The 17952-nt window shown below is 71.7% G+C and carries 12 protein-coding genes; 2 read left to right on the top strand and 10 right to left on the bottom strand.

Going from position 1 to position 17952, the window contains the following annotated elements:
- Positions 1-37: 37 nt before the first annotated feature.
- Complete coding sequence (locus tag P0L94_11000; GenBank protein ID WES62980.1) at positions 38-1690, top strand: PucR family transcriptional regulator; 1653 nt, start codon at positions 38-40, stop codon at positions 1688-1690.
- Positions 1691-1925: 235 nt separating this feature from the next.
- On the opposite strand, the gene P0L94_10995 is transcribed toward P0L94_11000, so the two are convergent.
- The 10 genes from P0L94_10995 to P0L94_10950 all read right to left on the bottom strand — a co-directional run bounded on the left by P0L94_10995 (position 1926) and on the right by P0L94_10950 (position 16923).
- On the bottom strand, positions 1926-3050 hold the full coding sequence (locus P0L94_10995) for a P1 family peptidase (GenBank protein ID WES62979.1): 1125 nt from the start codon (positions 3048-3050) through the stop codon (positions 1926-1928).
- Between the two features lie 16 nt (positions 3051-3066).
- The gene (locus tag P0L94_10990) at positions 3067-3423 is read right to left on the bottom strand and encodes a cupin domain-containing protein (protein ID WES62978.1); all 357 of its coding nucleotides are present in this window, start codon (positions 3421-3423) and stop codon (positions 3067-3069) included.
- The gene (locus tag P0L94_10985; GenBank protein ID WES62977.1) at positions 3420-4850 is read right to left on the bottom strand and encodes an FAD-dependent oxidoreductase; all 1431 of its coding nucleotides are present in this window, start codon (positions 4848-4850) and stop codon (positions 3420-3422) included. Before P0L94_10985 ends, P0L94_10990 begins: the two co-directional genes overlap by 4 nt.
- A gap of 181 nt (positions 4851-5031) precedes the next feature.
- Positions 5032-6738 (bottom strand): amidohydrolase, encoded by a 1707-nt coding sequence (locus P0L94_10980; GenBank protein WES62976.1) that lies wholly within the window; start codon positions 6736-6738, stop codon positions 5032-5034.
- Positions 6739-6874: 136 nt separating this feature from the next.
- Complete coding sequence (locus tag P0L94_10975) at positions 6875-7783, bottom strand: ABC transporter permease (GenBank protein ID WES66320.1); 909 nt, start codon at positions 7781-7783, stop codon at positions 6875-6877.
- 2 nt (positions 7784-7785) lie between these two features.
- Positions 7786-8733: an ABC transporter permease gene (locus P0L94_10970; GenBank protein WES62975.1), complete on the bottom strand. Its 948-nt coding sequence runs from the start codon at positions 8731-8733 to the stop codon at positions 7786-7788.
- Complete coding sequence (locus tag P0L94_10965; protein WES62974.1) at positions 8726-9919, bottom strand: spermidine/putrescine ABC transporter substrate-binding protein; 1194 nt, start codon at positions 9917-9919, stop codon at positions 8726-8728. The genes P0L94_10970 and P0L94_10965 overlap by 8 nt, the downstream gene beginning before the upstream one ends.
- 37 nt (positions 9920-9956) lie before the next feature.
- Positions 9957-11120 carry an ABC transporter ATP-binding protein gene (locus P0L94_10960; protein WES62973.1) on the bottom strand — a complete coding sequence of 388 codons (1164 nt, stop codon included), beginning with the start codon at positions 11118-11120 and terminating at the stop codon, positions 9957-9959.
- 252 nt (positions 11121-11372) lie between these two features.
- Positions 11373-12167, bottom strand: a complete 795-nt coding sequence (locus P0L94_10955) for a DNA-formamidopyrimidine glycosylase family protein (protein WES62972.1) — start codon at positions 12165-12167, stop codon at positions 11373-11375.
- Positions 12154-16923: an ATP-dependent helicase gene (locus P0L94_10950; protein WES62971.1), complete on the bottom strand. Its 4770-nt coding sequence runs from the start codon at positions 16921-16923 to the stop codon at positions 12154-12156. Before P0L94_10950 ends, P0L94_10955 begins: the two co-directional genes overlap by 14 nt.
- A 166-nt stretch (positions 16924-17089) precedes the next feature.
- Between P0L94_10950 and P0L94_10945 the strand changes: the two genes are divergently transcribed.
- On the top strand, positions 17090-17914 hold the full coding sequence (locus tag P0L94_10945; GenBank protein WES62970.1) for a hypothetical protein: 825 nt from the start codon (positions 17090-17092) through the stop codon (positions 17912-17914).
- Positions 17915-17952: the final 38 nt, after the last annotated feature.

Below are 17952 nucleotides of genomic sequence, written 5' to 3'. Positions count from 1 at the left end.
GTCGTCCCAGCCTTTCAGAGCAGAAGGATCCTTTACGGTGTCCGAAAGTCGTGAAGATCGAGGGATCCGGACGGATCGTCCGATCCCCGGCGCACCCGGCGTCACGCTGCCGACCGTGCGCGAGATCATCGCGCTGGACGCCATCGTGGAAGGCGTGCCCGAGGTCGTCGTCGGCGACGACCTGCTGGAAGCCCCGGTGCGCTGGCTGCACGTGTCGGACAGCATCACCGTGCCCCGCATGCTCTCCGGTGGCGAGCTGCTCCTGTCGACGGGGGCGACATGGCCCGCCGAGCCCGGCGAGCTCGCGCGCTTCATCGGCGACCTGGCGGATGCCGGCCTGTCGGGCATCATCCTCGAACTCGGCACGCACTACCGCTACCTGCCCGCGGTCGTGGCTCAGGCGGCGCGCGACGGCGGACTGGCCCTGATCGTCCTGCACCGCGAGCTGAGGTTCGTCGATGTCACCGAGGCCGTCCATCGCCGCATCATCGTGGGGCAGACCGACGCACTGCGCGCCCGCGACGAGGTGCGCGAGCGCTTCACAGCGCTCGCCCTGCGCGGGTCGCCGGCCGATTTCATCGTCCATCAGCTCAGCCAGACGCTCGGGGCGCCTGTCGTGCTCGAGAACCTCGCCTACGAGGTCGTGGCGTGCGAGGTCCCCCTGGCGCTGGAGAACGAGCTGTTCACGGACTGGGAGCTGCGCTCGCGCGCAGCGCATCGACGCGCACAGCGCGCCGCGACCCCGGCCCCCGACGACTGGCTCGTCGTTCCGGTGGAGGCTCGCGGCATCCGCTGGGGTCACCTGCTGGCGCTGCCGGGTCCCGAGCACCCCGCCGGTCGCACCGCCGTCCTCGAACAGGGCGCCATCGCTCTGGCCGTGGGGAGGCTCGCCGACGGATCGCACGACGAATGGGGCCGGATCGGCCGCCGCCGCCTCGTCGACGGTCTGCTCGCCGGACGCTTCGCCGGCGCCGGCGGTGCGGCGGCGCGCCTCGAGGCCGCCGGGCTCCCGTTCAGCGGTGCGGCGCTGTACGGCGTCGTGATCGCGGGCGCCCCGCTCGTCGTCGATGCCGCCGAGACCGCCGCGCGGGGACTCCGGGCTCGCGTGCTGGCGGGTTCGGGACCTGAGGGTGTGAGCAGCCCGGCGACGGCGCTGCTGCTGTCGATGCCGGTCGCAGAGTCGTTCGACGACGCCGCGGCGCTCGCATTCGCCCGTGCGTCGATCGACCCCGCCGCCGACGCCGATCGACTCGTGGTGTCGGTCGGACGGGCGGGATCGGACTTCGACGGGGCGCTGGTCTCGCTGCACGAGGCGGTCGATCTGGCTCGGGGGCGCCGCCGTCGCTCGGGTCGGGGGCCGCAGCTTCGTCGGGCCGAGAACCGGCCGCTCGTGCAGCTCGTGACGGCGCTGCGCGACGACCATCGCGTGCTCGAGCACGGCGAGCGGATGCTGGCGCCGCTGATCGTCCACGACCTCGGCCGCGGCGGCGATCTGCTGGATGTGCTCGAGGCGATGCTCGCCCATCCCGGCAACCGGACCGCTGCGGCGTCGGCGTCCCACCTGTCGCGGTCGGTGTTCTACCAGCGGATCGCCCTCATCGAAGAGCTGCTCGACGTCGACCTCGACGACGGTGAGACCCAGACGGCGCTGCATCTGGCGCTGCTGGTGCGTCGCAGCTCGGGGCGCTGAGACGGCGGTGGCCGCCGACCCCGGGCGGGATCGGCGGCCGGCGGGAGGTGCGACTCAGGGGGCAGTGCGGCGGATGACGGCGATGCGCCCGAGTACCGCGATGCTCACGCACGCGACGTTGAACGCGTGCATTGACAGCAATTCACTCAGTCGGACGCGAGAGCGCCATTCTCAACGCTGGATCGATGCGAATCCGTACGGATGCGGTGATTCGTGATTCACTTTCGAGGTTCGTCTAGGCGGACCGTGCGAACGCCGCGCGGATCTCGTCGTGGGGGATCGCGTAACTGGCGTGGCCGTCGCGGCCGGTGACATCCTCGGCGGCGACGAGCGCGTTCACCACGGCCTCCTCGACCGCCTGCACGGTGGCCGTGTAGAACGGGTCGATGCGCCCCCACGGCACGAAGGTGAGCGACTCGTACGGCGTCGGGTCGGCCATGCGGGATGTGAGTGCGCCCGGGTTCGCGGTGGAGAACGCCAGGAAGATGTCGCCCGAGAAGTGACTGCCCGTCGTTCCCGTGCGCGCGAGCCCCAGCGGGACCCTGCGAGCGAGGGCCGCGCACTGACCGGGGAGCAGCGGCGCGTCGGTGGCGACAACGACGATGACGCTGCCGGCTCCGGGAACGCATCTCGCCTGTTCGCCCTCGCGGATGAACCACTCGTCGTCCTCGATCGGCGCCGGGACGGTTGAATCGGGGCCGAGGCCGCGCCCCGCGACGGTGAGCTCCTCGCGCGAGCCGAAGTTCGCCTGCAGGAACACTCCGACGGTGTAGCCGGTGCCGTCGTGCTCGACCACACGCGAGGCCGTGCCCGACCCGCCCTTGAAGCCGTAGCAGTTCATTCCCGTCCCGCCGCCGACATTGCCTTCGGCCGGCGGGCCCGAGGATGCGGCGTCGAGTGCGGCTCGGGCGTGCGCGGGCTCCACATGGCCGCCGTTGATCTGGTTGAGGTAGCCGTCCCACGTCTCGCCGACGACCGGCAGCATCCACTGCACCGACACCTCGGGGTGCGTCTCGTGCATCCACTCGTCGACGCCGCGGTGCACCGCGCCGACGGCGTGCGAGTTGGTCAGCGCGATGGGCGTCGAAAACGATCCGGACTCGTCGATCCACGCGCGTCCGGTCAGCTCGCCGTTGCCGTTGAGCGAGAAGGTCGCGGCCGCGCACGGGATGCCGACGCCCGCGCGTCCTCGCGGGAGGATGGCGGTCACGCCCGTGCGTGCGACGCTGTCGTCGCCGGGCTCGCCGTGGATGATCGTGGTGTATCCGACCTCCACGCCGGGAACATCGGTGAGGGCGTTCAGTGGGCCGGTTCGGCCGGCGAACGGGACGCCCAGATCACGGGCGCGCGGGCGTGGCATGGCGGGATCCTCGTTCTCAGCGGGCGATGAAGATCTTGCGCAGCGTCTCTCGCACGGTCCACACCGTCTGCATGCCGTCGTCGAGGCGCACGACGGATCCGGGACGCAGCTCGATAGGCGGCTGGGCAGGTGAGACGAACTCGATCGTCGCGCTTCCGGTGAGCACGACGAACACCTCGTCCACTTCGGTGTCGCTCATGGCGCCGACCGTCATCTCCCACACGCCGATCTCGCGGCCTTCGCCGTCGTCGAGTGCGGCGTAGCCCGTCGCGGGAGCACCGGCGACGATCTGGTCCGCAGGCACCGGTTCGTGCGCGAGCGAGAGGCCGACCGCGTCGAGGAGGACCGCGGGTTTCAGCGGGGCGGTGCTCACGAGTCGAATCCCAATCCGACCGCATCGAGGGTCTTGAGCAGGACGTTGCGCTTGCCGCCGTTGTGGTCGGCGCGGTCGAGCGACCAGCGGGTGGCGTTGATGCCGATCGAGGCGGCGGGTTCGGGCGGGAAGGGCAGGGGGCGCTTGCGCACCATCTCGAGCTGCGTGCGCTCGGTCTTCTCGCCCTCCAGCAGGTCGAGCATGACCTCGCCCGCGAAGCGGGCCGCGCCCACGCCCAGCCCGGTGAAGCCCGCGGCGTAGGCGACGCGGCCCTTGCGGGCGGTGCCGAAGAACGCGCAGAACTGCGTCGAGGTGTCGATGGCGCCCGCCCACCGGTGGCTGAAGCGCAGCCCCTCGAGCTGCGGGAACGTCGTGAAGAAGTGGCTCGCGAGCTTCTCCCACGACTCCGGCCGGTCCTCATACGAGCTGCGGACCTTGCGGCCGTAGTGGTAGACGGCGTCGTAGCCGCCGAAGAGGATCCGGCCGTCCTGAGTGGGCCGGTAGTAGTGGAACTGGTTGGCCATGTCGCCGATCCCCTGGCGGTCGCGCCAGCCGACGGCATCCCACTGCTCGTCCGTGAGCGGGTCGGTCATGAGCACGTAGTCGTAGACCGGCACCGTCATGAGGCTGTTGCGCCGCAGCAGCGACGGGAACACGTTGGTGGCGAGGACCACGCGGTCGGCGGTCACCGCGCCCGCGTCCGTCGTGACGCGCACCTTCGCGCCGCCGGAGTCGATGCCGGTCGCGCGCGAGTGCTCGAAGATCGTCGCGCCCCGATCCTCGGCCGCCGAGGCCAGGCCCGCGGCCAGCCGTGCCGGGTGCAGGATCGCGTTGTTGCGCTGGTGCCAGACGGCGCCGAGATAGGTGGGGGAGGCGATGGACGCCTGCACCGCGGCCTCGTCGAGGAAGACCGTGTGCTCGTCGGCGTGCTCCATCTCCTCGTGCAGCCACTCGAGCTGGTACGGCTCGACGGCGACGTCGAGTTCGCCGACGCGCTCGAACTGCGCGTCGACGCCCCACTCGGCCAGGTCGGCCTCGAAGGCGTCGAGGTTCTCCATGCCGAGCCGCTCGAGCACGTCGATCTCGTCGGGCCAGCGGCTTGCCCCGTTGTCGTACCCGTGGGTGATGCTCGCCTCGCAGAAGCCGCCGTTGCGTCCCGACGCGGCCCAGCCGACGGTCTTCGCCTCCACGATCGCGACGCGGATGCCGGGGCTGCGGCGCAGGGCGAGCATGGCCGTCCACAGGCCGGTGTAGCCGGCGCCGACGACGACGAGATCCGCCTCGTGCTCGCCCGCGAGCGGCGGACGGTGGGGGGTGAGGCTCTCGGGCAGATCGTCGAGCCAGAAGGCGCTGTGCGCGGAACGGTCGAGGCTGTGTCGGATGACGGAGTCAGCGGGTCGCTGACGTTCGAAGACCGTGGTGCCCACGGCTATCACTCCCTGTTCGGTGGCCGGACGGCATCCGGCGGTTTCTGGTATCTGGTCGGAGGGCTCTGGTGGGCGGTGATGCCGGTGTCTCTGTGATCATGTCCCACTTTTCGCCGCCTGGCTTCGCCAGAAGCGGCGAAAAGTGGGACACGGTACCCCGGCCCGGGGGGATGCCGGGGTGTCAGACCGCCGAGAGCGGGGCGCCGGCGACCCGGCCGGGGGGAATGCCGGGGGTCGCGGCGTCGGCGGCGTACACGCGCTCGCCTTCGACGAAGGTCTGGAGCACGCGGGTCGCGCCGATCTCGTCGGCGGGCCCCGCGAACGGGTCGCGGTCGAGCACCACGAGGTCGGCGAGCTTGCCGACCTCGATCGTCCCGGTCACGTCGTCGAGGTGGTTCACCCAGGCCGAGCCGGCCGTGTAGGCGGTCAGGGCGGTCCCGAGGTCGATCGCCTGTGCGGGCAGGAACGGCTCGGTGTCGCCTTCTTCATGGCCGGGGCCCGACATCCGGTTGACCGCGACGTGGATCGCCGCGAGCGGGTCGGGCGAGGTCACCGACCAGTCGCTGCCCGCGGCCAGCACGGCACCGCTGCGCAGCAGGTCGCCGAACGGGTACTGCCATGCGCTGCGCGTGTCGCCGAGGAACGGCATGTTCAGCTCGACCATCTGCGGCGCCAGAGTCGCCCACAGCATCTGCATGTTCGCGGCCACGCCGAGTTCGCGGAAGCGGCGGATGTCCTCGGGGTGCACGACCTGGATGTGCGAGATGTGGTGGCGGTTGTCGCCGCGGCCATTGCGCGCGATGGCGTGCTCGACGGCATCCAGGCACTCGCGCACGGCGCGGTCGCCGATCGCGTGGAAGTGCACCTGGAAGCCGGCGGCGTCCAGCTGGGCGACGGCCTCGTTCAGGATCTCGGGCGGCACGAACGAGATGCCGGAGTTGTCGGTGCGGTGGCCGTGCCCGTCGCAGTAGGGCTCGAGCATCGACGCCGTGAAGTTCTCGGGCACACCGTCCTGCATGATCTTGATGCTCGTGGCGGCGAAGCGGCCGCCCTGGAACTTCTCGCGCTTGGCGATCAGCTCGGGGATCTGCTCCAGGCCCGCGGTGCGGTCCCACCACAGGGCGCCGACCACCCGCGCGGTGAGGTCGCCGTCGGCGACGGCCTTCATGTACGCGGGGGCGGGGTCGCCGGAATCGCCATAGGTTCCGACGATGGCGTCCTGCCAGCCGGTGATGCCGAGGGAGTGCAGACGGCGCTGGGCCAGAAGCAGGGCCTCGGTGAGCCGCTCCAGCGGCTCTTCGGGCATGTACCGGTTCACGAGGCTCATGGCGCCTTCGTGCAGCGTGCCGGACGGGTTGCCGTCGGCGTCGCGCTCGATGCGGCCGTCGGCGGGGTCGGGGGTGCTCGTGTCGATGCCGGCGAGCCGCAGCGCGGCCGAATTCACCCATGCGCCGTGCCCGTCGCGGTTGGGGATGAACGCCGGCCGGTCGGGCACCACGGCGTCGAGCGCGGCTGCCGTCGGCGTGCCGCCCGGGAAGGCCGCCATGTTCCAGCCGCCGCCGAGCACCCACTCGTCGTCGGGATGGGCGGCCGAGTACGCCGCGATGGCGGCGAGGTACTCGTCCGCGGTGTGGAGCTCGGACAGGTCGCAGCGCAGCATGTCGAGGCCGCCCCAGACCGGGTGGACGTGCGCGTCCTGGAAGCCGGGGATCAGCATCTTCCCCGCGAGGTCGACGACCTCGGTGTCCGGTCCGATGAGGTCGCTGACCCGGTCGCCGCCGACCGCGATGATCCGGCCGTCCCTGACGGCGACGAAGCTGGTGCGCGATCGCACCGTGTTCGCGGTGAAGACGGGACCGCCGGTGAAGACGAGATCGGCGTGGGGCATGGGTGGGACTCCTTGGTGCGGACGCTGGCGGATCGAGACGCGCTGCGGCTCGTCTCGTCGCTCCCCGTCCAACGACCGGAGCCCGGAGAACACGGGGTCGATCGCTGAACAGGGGCAGCGAGACGAGGGCGGCGGTTCAGCCGCCGGCCATGGTGCGCGCGATGTCGGTGGCCGAGTCGCCCGCGCGCTTGAGGACGAGTGCCACGACGGCCAGCGCCACCAGTGTGAGCAGCAGCATGATCGTCGAGACGGCCGCGATCTCGGGTCGCATGCCCGAGCGCACGGCGCTGAGGACGTACACCGGCCACGGCGTGGTTCCCGAGACCTGCACGAACGAGGCGATGATCGTGTTGTCCAGGCCCAGCGTGAACGCGAGCAGGAAGCCGGCCAGGACCGCGGGCATCGCCAGCGGCAGCGTCACCTTCATGAATGTCGCGAGAGGTTTGGCGTACAGGTCGCCCGAGGCCTCTTCGAGGTTCGCGTCCTGGCCGACCAGGCGTGCGCGGACGATGTACGACACCACGGCGGTGGCGAACAGCGACGAGCCGATCGACAGACGCACGATGCCGTCGCTGAAGATGCTCATGCCGAGGTCCTGGCCGAGGAACACCATCCAGGGCAGCAGCGCGACGGCGTCGACGATCTCGGGGGTCACCGAGGTGAACAGCAGCAGGCCCAGGAACCACCACGTCCACTTGCCGGGATGCCGCGCCATTGCGATGCCGGCGAGCGTCCCGAGGGCGGTGGCGATGATGGCCGCGATGAACGCGGTGATCAGCGACACCCGCACGGCGTTCTGGATCGCGGGCTTCTCGAGGATCGTCAGGAACGCGTCGAACCCGAACCCGTCCCACGAGATCAGCAGGCGGCCGGTGTTGAACGAATAGATGACGATCACGATGATCGGCGCGAACAGGAAGAGCAGCACGAGGAGGCCCCACACGTTCAGCGCGATGTCCGACCACGACTTGGGGGAGCGGGCGCGCCGCACCTTGGCGCCGGTCTCGGGCTCGTCGAGGCGCGCGATCGCCTCGGTCTTCGTCATGGTCACGACGACACCTCCGCGGGGGTCTTGGCGGTCCCAGTGGCTGCGGCAGTCGTCCCCTGCGCGTCGGCCGGGCCGAGGACGAGGCGGTTGCGCATGCGGAACGGCAGTGCGATGAGGTAGATGATCAGTGCGCACACCCCGATGGTCAGCGTGATGACCAGCATCAGCACGACGGCCATCGCCGAGCCGAGTGCCCAGTTCTGCGCCGTCTGGAACTGCGCGGCCACGAGCTGGCCGACCATGTTGCCCTTCGCGCCGCCGAGCACCGTCGCGGTGATGTAGTCGCCCATCAGGGGGATGAACACCAGCAGGACGCCGGCGATGATGCCGGGCTGCGACAGCGGGAGCGTGACGCGGAAGAACGTCATGATCTTGCCCGCGCCGAGGTCCTTCGAGGCCTCGCGCAGCGCGGGTCCGACGCGGTCGAACGCGACGAACAGGGGCAGGATCATCAGCGGCAGGTAGTTGTAGACGACGCCCAGCAGCACCGCCTCGCGCGTGAACAGCAGGTCGATCGGGCCGCCGAGGATCGGCGAGAGGAACTGCGAGACCGCACCCTCAGGAGACAGGATGATCTGCCACCCGATCGTGCGCACGAGGAAGTTCGTCCAGAACGGCACGAGCACGAGCGCGATCAGCAGACCGCGGCGTTCGGGGCGCACCTTGAGGGCCATCCAGTAGGCGACCGGCGCGCCGACGAGGAAGCACAGCACCGTGCCGGCAACGCCCACCCACAGCGTGTTCTGGAATGTGGTGAAGAAGGTCGGCGACAGCGCCTCGACATACCGGTCGAACGACAGGATGTCGGTGGCGTGGGTGCCGAAGATCCCCGGCTTGTAGCCGAAGCTGAAGTACACGACCATCAGCACCGGGGCGACGAAGAACAGCAGGAGCCACGCCCACGCCGGAATGGCGAGCGCGGCTCCTGCCGAACGGGTCTTACGCACCGGCCGCGGCCTTCATCGCGGAATAGATCTCGACGCGGCGCTGCTGCGAGTCGTTGAGCTCCTGCTCGTGCATGGTCGCCAGCTGCTCGGGCGTGAAGAAGATCATGTCGAGAAGGTCGAGACCCTCGTCGGCAGCCGCCTGCTCCATGTCCTTGCCGCCGACGTTGAAGCCGACGTAGTCGAGGTTCAGCAGCAGGTTCTCGGGCGTCATCGACCAGTTGATGAACGCGTGCGCGGCCTCGGGGTGGGGTGCGCCCGCCGCGATCGCCCAGTTGTCCATCCACAGCTCGGTCTGCGGGCCGGGGAGGACCCACTGCCAGCGCTCGGGGTCGGGCGACTCCTGGATGCCCAGGCGCGCGTCGCCGTTCCACGCCTGCATCAGCACGTGCGTGGCCTGCGGGATGCCGCCCGAGCCGGGGTAGGAGTCGAACGCCGAGATGTGGGGGGCGATCTCGTTGACGAGGAAGTCCTCGCACGCGTCGAGCTCGGCGGAGTCCTGGGTGTTCCAGTCCATGTCCCGGGCCCAGAAGTACGAACCGATGATCCCGGCCGGGTCGTCCGACATCGACGTCTTGCCGCTGGCCTCGTTCTGGGCGGCGTCGAAGAAGTCGTCCCACGTCGTCAGCTCGCGCGTGATGACGGTCTTGTCGTAGACGTAGCCGGTGGTGCCCCACGCCTTGCAGACGGTGTAGTCGTTGGTCGGGTCCCAGGCACGGCCGAGGTAGGCCGCGTCGAGGTTCTCCATGTTCGGGAGCAGGTCCTTGTTGAGCTTCTCGAGCAGGCCGTTCTCGATCATCTGCGGGACGAAGACGCCGGTCGGGACGACGATGTCGTAGCCCGAGGTGCCCTTCGCGGCGACCAGCTTGGCGATGAGCTCCTCGTTCGACGAGTACGAGTCCATCGTGATGGTCGGGCCGAGCTCGTCGGTGAAGTTCGCCAGGACGTCGGGGGAGTCGTAGTCGCCCCACGTGTAGATCGAGAGGTTGTCCTCGAGCGCGCCGCCGGTGGCCTGGGGCTCGGCGGCGGTGCCGCCGTCGGTGCCGCCGCTGGAGCAGGCGGCGAGGAACGCGGCGCTGCCCGTGATCGCTGCGACGCTCAGGAAGCGGCGGCGCGAGACCTCGCGCATGATTGCCTGCGCTTTGCCTTCGGGGGCGAGGATGCGCACGGTGCTGTGGATGTCGGACATCGGGTTCTCCTTCGGGTGGGGAGGCGGTGGTGCGGGGTCAGTGGGTGGGCGGTGCGATGTAGCCGCCCTGCTCGGCGGAGTCGTCGGACGGGAAGAGCAGGACGTTCTCGGCGCTCCAGGAGCACAGGACGGAGTCACCGACGCGCAGCGAGGGTGCGATGGGCGTGGGACGCCGCACGATGAGGCTCTGGTCGTCGCCGAGCCGGACGAGGTACTGCATCGTGTCGCCGAGGTGCGAGACCCCGATGAGGTCGCCGCGGACGGTGTTGGCCTCGGTGGCGGTTCCCTCGGGCGCGGTCTCGATCGTGATGAACTCCGGGCGTACCGCGGCCTCGCCGCGGGTCGCGCCGGCGAGGGCCGGCGCCGTTCCGCGCACCAGCGCGTGGGGCGAGGCGACGGCCGCGCCGGCCTCGGCGGCGTCGCCGTGGAAGAAGTTCTGCTGGCCGACGAACGCCGCGACGTATGCCGAAGCAGGACGCGCGTAGACCGTGTCGGCGTCGGCGAGCTGCTCGATGTGACCGGCCCGCATGATCGCGATGCGGTCGCTCATCGACAGCGCCTCGCCCTGGTCGTGCGTGACGAAGACGAACGTGATGCCCAGGCGCGACTGCAGCAGCTTCAGCTCGAGCTGCATCTCCTCGCGCAGCTGGCGGTCGAGCGCCCCGAGCGGCTCGTCGAGGAGGAGCACGGCGGGGCGGTTGACCAGGGCGCGGGCGAGCGCGACGCGCTGCTGCTGGCCACCCGAGAGCTGCGTCGGCTTGCGGTCGGCGAAGTGGCGCATCTGCACCATGTCGAGCGCCTGGCTGACGCGCTCGCGAACTTCGGACTTCGGGGTGCGGCGCTGCTGCAGGCCGTACGCGACGTTCTCGGCGACCGAGCGGTGGGGGAACAGCGCGTAGGCCTGGAAGACCGTGTTGACGTCGCGCCGGTAGGGCGGGACGTTCAGCACCGAGGCGCCCGAGATGCTGATCGAGCCCTCATCCGGGTGCTCGAATCCTGCGATCATCCGGAGCGTCGTGGTCTTGCCGCAGCCGGACGGCCCGAGGAACGAGATGAACTCGCCGGGCTCGATCGACAGGGACAGGTTGTCCACCGCCACGGCATCGCCGTATCGCTTGGTGACGCCCTCGAGGCGCACGGCCCCGCGTCCGTCGATCGGGGCGGACGCTGCCGCCGTGTCGGTCTCGGTTGCCGTGGTCACCTCTGCCGGGCCCTCCTGGTCTCACCGCGCTGCCGTGCGCGGTCGTGGAACGTGTTGGGTCATTCAATACATCTGGTCTCAGATGATGCAATGGCGGGCGGAGCTAACCGGACGATTCGGGGGTGTGGCGACGGCTCTCGGACACTTCGTCCGACGCTGTGTAACGGCGCGGAAATGCGGGCGTATCCTCGGCGGCATGAACCTCTGATCACCGCTTCGCGCCGTGATGCGACAGATCGTCCGCCCGTCCGTTCACGAGGGGCTCTGACAGCGCGGGCACCAGAACACGATCCGCTCGCGCGTCGGGTCGGCTCCCAGACTCCCGCTGCGGATCGGCGTGCCGCACCGGCGGCACGGCCGATTCTCGCGGCGGTACACCCACGTCGTGAAGCCTCGTCTGGCATCCCCCGTGAAGGTTCGGTGTGCGCGGTCCCGATTCGCGCGGATCATGCGGGCGCCGACGTCGACCAGGGCGGCCGTGTCGACGTCGGCCGCGGGCGTGGACGGGTCGAGGCCGCGCACGAACAGGATCTCGTTGACGTACTCGTTGCCGAACCCCGCGACGTTGCGCTGATCCTGCAGGGCGACGTGCACGGGACGGTCGTCGGCGCGGAGGCGGCGAGCGGCCTCCGCGGGGTCCCAGCCGTCGCCGAGGGGGTCGGGCCCCAGATGCCCGATCAGCTCATCCTCGTCCGCGGTGGGGACGAGGGCGACGTCGGCCACGTCGAACCCCACGGTCTCCCAGCGGGCGCCGTCGGGCGCCGTCGCCTCGATGACGACCCGGGCGGTGTGCGCGGGTCGCGGCCAGCGCTCGCCCGGCCGGTGGATGTGCCACCGGCCCTCCATCTTCAGGTGGGTGCGCAGCGTGTCGCCCCCGATGCGGTGGAGGATGTGCTTCCCGCGCGAGACCACGTCGTGGATCGCCGCGCCGCTGAGGTCGGCGGTCGCCAGCCGGGGAACGCGCAGGTCGAATCGCGTCACGGTCGCTCCGGCGAGCGCGTCGTCCAGTCGGCGCGCGGTCCGGAAGACGGTGTCACCCTCGGGCACGGGCCGCCTCGCGCGCTGCATCGCCGGCCGTGAGGCGGCGGAGGGTGAGGCCGCGCGGCGACTCGACGAACCCCGCATCGCGCAGGCACCGCGCGATGCCGCTGCCGTGGATGAAGGCGCCGTTGACCTGTTCGATCGTCAGGGTCTCGAGTCGTCGGGCGTGCGCCGTGGCGACGAGGTCGGCGGCGGCCGCCGCCAGCACGGTCTCGTCGCCCGTGAACGCCAGGGCTGACTTGCCGCCGCGCTCGAGGTACAGCACGAGCGCGCCGTCGACGAGCACCACGATCGCGCCCGCCTTGCGGCCCGGCCGGTGGCCGACACCCTCGAGGGGCGGCCAGGACAGCGCCGACCCGTAGGGGTTGGCGGGATCGGTCGACGCGAGCGTGACGGCATGGTTCGGCGGGGGGTCGCCGCGTGCGGCGAACTCCCGGATGCGGTCGATCGTCGCCGACGTCGCGAACTGCGCCGCGCCCAGCTTCTCGACGATGTATCCCCGGCGGCAGTGTCCGGCGTCCTCGAATCCGGCCAGGACGCGGTACGTCTGCGCGAAGCCGCCGGGCACGCCCTCGCTCTGCACGGCGCCGCGCGTGACCACGCCGTAGCGGTCCAGGAGCAGGCTCGCCGTCGCCGCGGCCCGCATGCCGGCATCGGGCTCGGGGTCGGGCAGCAGAGACCAGCGGCCGCCGACGTTCGCGGGGCGCGCGGGGACGGACGCGGCGACCGCGCGCACCGCGGCGCCGCGGTACAGGCGCGACCGCGGTGTGCGCCGCGACGTCCGGTGCGCGCCCGAGCCGCCGAGCAGCGTGCGAAGCGGCGCGAAGGTGTCGTTCGTGACACGCCCCGCCCAGGCGAGCCGCCACAGGGCCTCGAGCACGGCCTGCTCGCTGTCCGCGCCCGTCGCGGTGCGCAGCTGCGCTGCGAAGTAGGCGCCGCCGCCGGCGAGGGCCCCGATCAGCTGGGCGTCCAGGGACCCCGGTGCGACGTCGTCGGACACCGGCGGGAGCGTCAGGGCGAGTCCATCGGCGGGGTGCAGGGCGATCCACCCGTCGCGTCCGGGGAGCGCGCCGTGCCCCGACCAGACCACCTCTCCCGTGGAGGTGAGCTCGTCGAGCATCGCGGGGGAGTAGTCGACGACGCGGGCCGGGAGGACGAGGGACTCCCACGCGCTCGCCGGAATCGGAACGCCGGCGAGCTGCTCGATGGCGGCGGCTACGCCGTCCACTCCTTCGAGCGGGCGCGACACGTGCTGCCAGTCGGGCAGGAACCGCGCGAGCGCCTCCTGCGGCACCGGTTCCACGCTGCCTCGGATGGCTGCCAGCGAGCGCAGCCGCAGCCGTCGCAGGACCTCGGCGTCGCACCACTCGGCTTCGTCCCGGCCGTCGGCGGTCTCGGGGGCGGGCAGGAAGAAGCCGCTCGCGAGGCGACCCTGCGCCTCGAGACGCTGCAGCGTGTGCCTCGCCACCGCCACCCCGATGCCCAGGCGGTCGGCCACGGCGTCGGCGCGGAACGGGCCGTGGGTGCGGGCGTGCCGAGCCACGAGGTCGCCGAGGGGATCTGCGACCGGTTCGGTGAAGGCAATGGGCACGCCCACCGGCAGTGCCGCGCCGAGGGCGTCGCGCAGTCGTCCCGCGTCCTCGACCGCGGCCACGCGCGTGCGGCCCGCGATGGCGACGACGATGGCCCGCCGTGCCGCGACGAGCTCGTCGAGCATGCCCTGCGCCTGAACGGGGGTGACGTCGTCGACGCCGTCGCCGGGCTCCGCCCGCGCCGCGACCTCGTCGGCGTCGAGCGGGCCGAGCAGGCGCAGAAGATCGGCGACGCCCTCGACGCCGCGCACGCGGCGGGCGGGGTCGAGTCGCTGGGCTTCGCGCTCGAACTGCGCGATGACGTCGGGGTCGAGCAGCTCGCGCATCTCGACGGTTCCCAGCAGCTCGCTCAGCAGCGCCGGGTCGACAGACAGTGCAGCGGCGCGCCGCTCGGCCAGGGGCGAGTCGCCCTCGTACATGAACGCGCCGACATATCCGAACAGCAAGTCGCGTGCGAACGGCGACGGCTGGCTGGTCGTCGTCTCGACGAGGCGGATGCGGCGCTCGCCGATGCCGCGCATGATCCGAAGCAGCGCCGGCACGTCGTAGACGTCCTGCAGCACCTCGCGCAGCGTCTCGAGGATGATCGGGAAGGTCGGATGCCGCCGTGCGACCTCGAGGAGCTGCGCGGAGCGCTGGCGCTGCTGCCACAGCGGACTGCGGCGCCCCGGATTCCGCCTCGGCATGAGCAGGGCGCGGGCGGCGCACTCACGGAAGCGCGAGGCGAAGAGGGCTGAACCGCCGACCTCCTCGGTCACGAGAGGATCGAGTTCGTCGGGGTCGAACACGAACAGCTCGGCGCCGGGCGGCTCCGCCTCGGCGTCGGGGATGCGCGCGATGATGCCGTCGTCGCTGGCGACCGCCGAGCCCTCGACGCCGAGGCGCTCGCGGATGCGGGCGTTGACGGCGAGCGCCCACGGTGCGTGCACTTGCATTCCGTACGGGGAATGGAGGATCACGCGCCAGTCGCCGACCTCGTCTCGGGAGCGCTCGACGGTCAGCGATCGATCGGTCGGCACGCTCCCCGTCGCCTCGCGCTGCTCGGCGAGGTAGGCGCGGAGGTTCGCGATCGCCCGGTCGTCGAGGCCGGCGTCGCGCAGCCGGGCCTCGGCCTTCGCCGGATCTGCGCTCGACACCTCGCGCGAGAACCGGCCGAGCGCCTCGCCGAGTTCGGCCGGCCGGCCGAGGCCGTCGCCGTGCCAGAACGGCACTTTGCCCGGCTGCCCGAACGCGGGGACCACGTTGACGCGATCGTGCGTGATCTCGACGATCCGCCAGCTCGTCGTGCCGAGGGTGAAGACGTCGTTCACGCGGGACTCGTAGACCATCTCCTCGTCGAGCTCGCCGACCCGGGCGTTCTGGCTCTCGCCGGCCACGAAGACGCCGAACAGCCCTCTGTCGGGGATCGTCCCGCCGCTCGTGACCGCGATGCGCTGGGACCCGGGCCGTCCCGTGAGCGTTCCGTGATCGCGGTCCCACACGACGCGGGGGCGCAGCTCGGCGAACTCGTCCGACGGGAACCGGCCGGACACGAGGTCGAGCGTGGCCTCGTAGGCGGATCGAGGCAGCGAGCGGAACGGCGCGCTGCGGCGAAGGGTCTCGTACCAGCCCTCGACGTCCACGGGGCCCAGCGCGCACGCGGCCACGGTCTGCTGCGCGAGGATGTCGAGCGGATTCTGCGGGATCGAGATCGCCTCGATCTGCCCGGCGAGCATGCGCTCGGTCACCACGGCGGTGTGCAGCACGTCGCCGCGGTGCTTCGGGAACAGTGCGGCGCGGCTCACCTCGCCCACCTGGTGCCCCGCGCGTCCGATGCGCTGCAGTCCGGATGCCGCCGACGGCGGCGCCTCGACCTGGATCACGAGGTCCACCGCGCCCATGTCGATGCCGAGCTCGAGGCTGCTGGTCGCGACGACGCACCGCAGCGCGCCGGACTTGAGCTCCTCTTCGACCTGCGCGCGCTGCTCCTTCGACACGGAGCCGTGGTGGGCCTTGGCGAGCACCGGGTCGGCCCCGGCGGTCGCGCCCGTCCGGGCCTCCCCGCCACGCGGCGCCTGCGCGCCGCGCGGAGCCTCTGCTGCGTGGGCCCCGGTCGCCGCCGGCACCGCCGGCTCGGGAAGGTCGAGTCCCAGCCGGTCGGAGTAGATCTCGTTCAGCCGTCCCGTGAGCCGCTCCGCGAGACGCCGCGAGTTGCAGAACACGATGGTGGAGCGTCGCTGCAGGATGCGATCGACGATCGCCTCCTCGACGTGCGGCCACACCGAGCCGGTCATCTCGGTCGATTCGGGTCGGCCGCGCGGTTGCGCGTCGAGGAACCAGTCGTCGTCGGACGCGGCGGCGTCGGCATCCGCCGCGTCCTGGAAGCCGGGCGCCGGGGGCGGGTTGAGCATGTCGTCGACCGGCACGACCACGTGCATGTCGAACGCCTTGGTCGCCCGGGGCGCCACGATCTCGACGGGCGCGGCGCCCCCGAGGAAGCGCGCCACCTCGTCGATGGGGCGCACGGTCGCCGAGAGTCCGATGCGCTGGGCCGGGGCGGATGCGGGGTCGTGCGCCTGTCGAAGCGCATCCAGCCTTTCGAGGCTCACCGCCAGGTGCGCCCCGCGCTTGGTCGCGGCGACCGCGTGCACCTCGTCGACGATCACGGTGTGAACGTCGCGCAGCGTCTCGCCCGCGCGGCTCGTGAGCATCAGGTAGAGGGACTCGGGGGTCGTGATGAGGATGTCGGGCGGGGCCTGCACGAGCTTGCGACGGTCGCTCGAGGTCGTGTCGCCCGAGCGCACGCCGACCGAGACGGCCGGGACCTCGAGGCCGAGGCGGCGCGCCGACTGGCCGATCCCCACGAGCGGGGAGCGCAGGTTCCGCTCCACGTCGACGCCCAGCGCCTTCAGCGGCGAGATGTAGAGGATGCGCGTCCCGCGTGCCGGTTCACCGCGACGGCGGGATCCGGTCGGCAGCGCGGGTTCGGCATCCAGGTCGTGGAACACGCGATCGATCGCCCACAGGAACGCCGACAGCGTCTTCCCCGAGCCGGTGGGCGCCACGACGAGAGCGTGCTTGCCCTGGGATATCGCCTCCCACGCGCCCGCCTGGGCGGCGGTCGGCTGCGCGAAGGCGCCCCGGAACCAGCCCTGCGTCGCAGGACCGAACCGCTCGAGCACATCGCCCACCCCCCTATCTTGCTCTCCGGTGCAGACATCGGCGCGGCTGCGGGATGACGGTGCGAGGTCGCGGAGGCCGTCCACGGCCCGTCTGCAGGGGTCGTCGACGACACGTAGAATCGGGCGGACGTGCGCGGCGCCCGCCGCGGGCGGAGACCGATTCGGACGGAGGCGGATGGACGCGCAGCATCCTGCCGAGCCGCCGAGGACCCGGGCCGAAGCGCGCGCCCGCGCGGCCGAAGCCCGCGATCGAGTCATCGAGACCCACGACGCCGTCGAGCCCCACGACGCCGTCGAAACCGTCGACACCGACGACGCCGTCGAAACCGTCGAGAGCGAGGACGGCGTCGACGAGTTCACGGCTCTGCTCCAAGGGGCGACCGAGGTCCTGCCCCGCGACACGGCCGTCCTGCCGCGTGTGATCGCGGCCGTGCCGAGCGCATCGGCGATCCGCGCGCGGATCGCGGCCATGCCGAGCGCATCGTCGATCCGGGCGCGGAGCGCGGCGCTGGTCGCGTGGGCGACGGCCGCGACGACGCGCGCTCGCGCCGCCCTCGTCGAGTCGGCCCGCTCCGGCCGGTGGATCCGCCCCGCGGGCTTCCTGGTGGTCGGGGGCGCCGCGGTGCTCGGCGCTTCTGTGCTTCTGACGGCGGCCGTCATGCTCGGGACGTCGGGCGGTGCGTCGTCCGCGCTGCAGGGCCCGGCGCCGGGACCGCTCACGCCGTCGCCCACGACGAGCGCCGTCGATCCCACTCTGCCCGCGCGCACGCCGACCTCCACCCCGACTCCGAGTGCGACGCCGACGCCGTCCCCGACGGAGTCCGCCGACCTCGGGACCGAGCCGGCGCCGCCCGGGGACGAGCCGGTCGTCGAAGCGACGCCGACACCGATCCCCAGTCCGGAAGCCACGGCGCCGGGCAACGGCCCTCCCCTCGAGGACCGCGGCAACCGGTCCACCGCTCCGGGCCACACCAAGCCGACACCGACGCCGACCCCGTGACGACGCCGACCCCGTGACGACGCCGACCCCGTGACGAC

This window comes from Microbacter sp. GSS18 (genome assembly GCA_029319145.1).
Classification (GTDB): Bacteria; Actinomycetota; Actinomycetes; order Actinomycetales; family Microbacteriaceae; genus Microbacterium.
The sequence above is the reverse complement of the archived record's forward strand: the minus strand, read 5'-3'. Positions and strand labels throughout refer to the sequence as shown.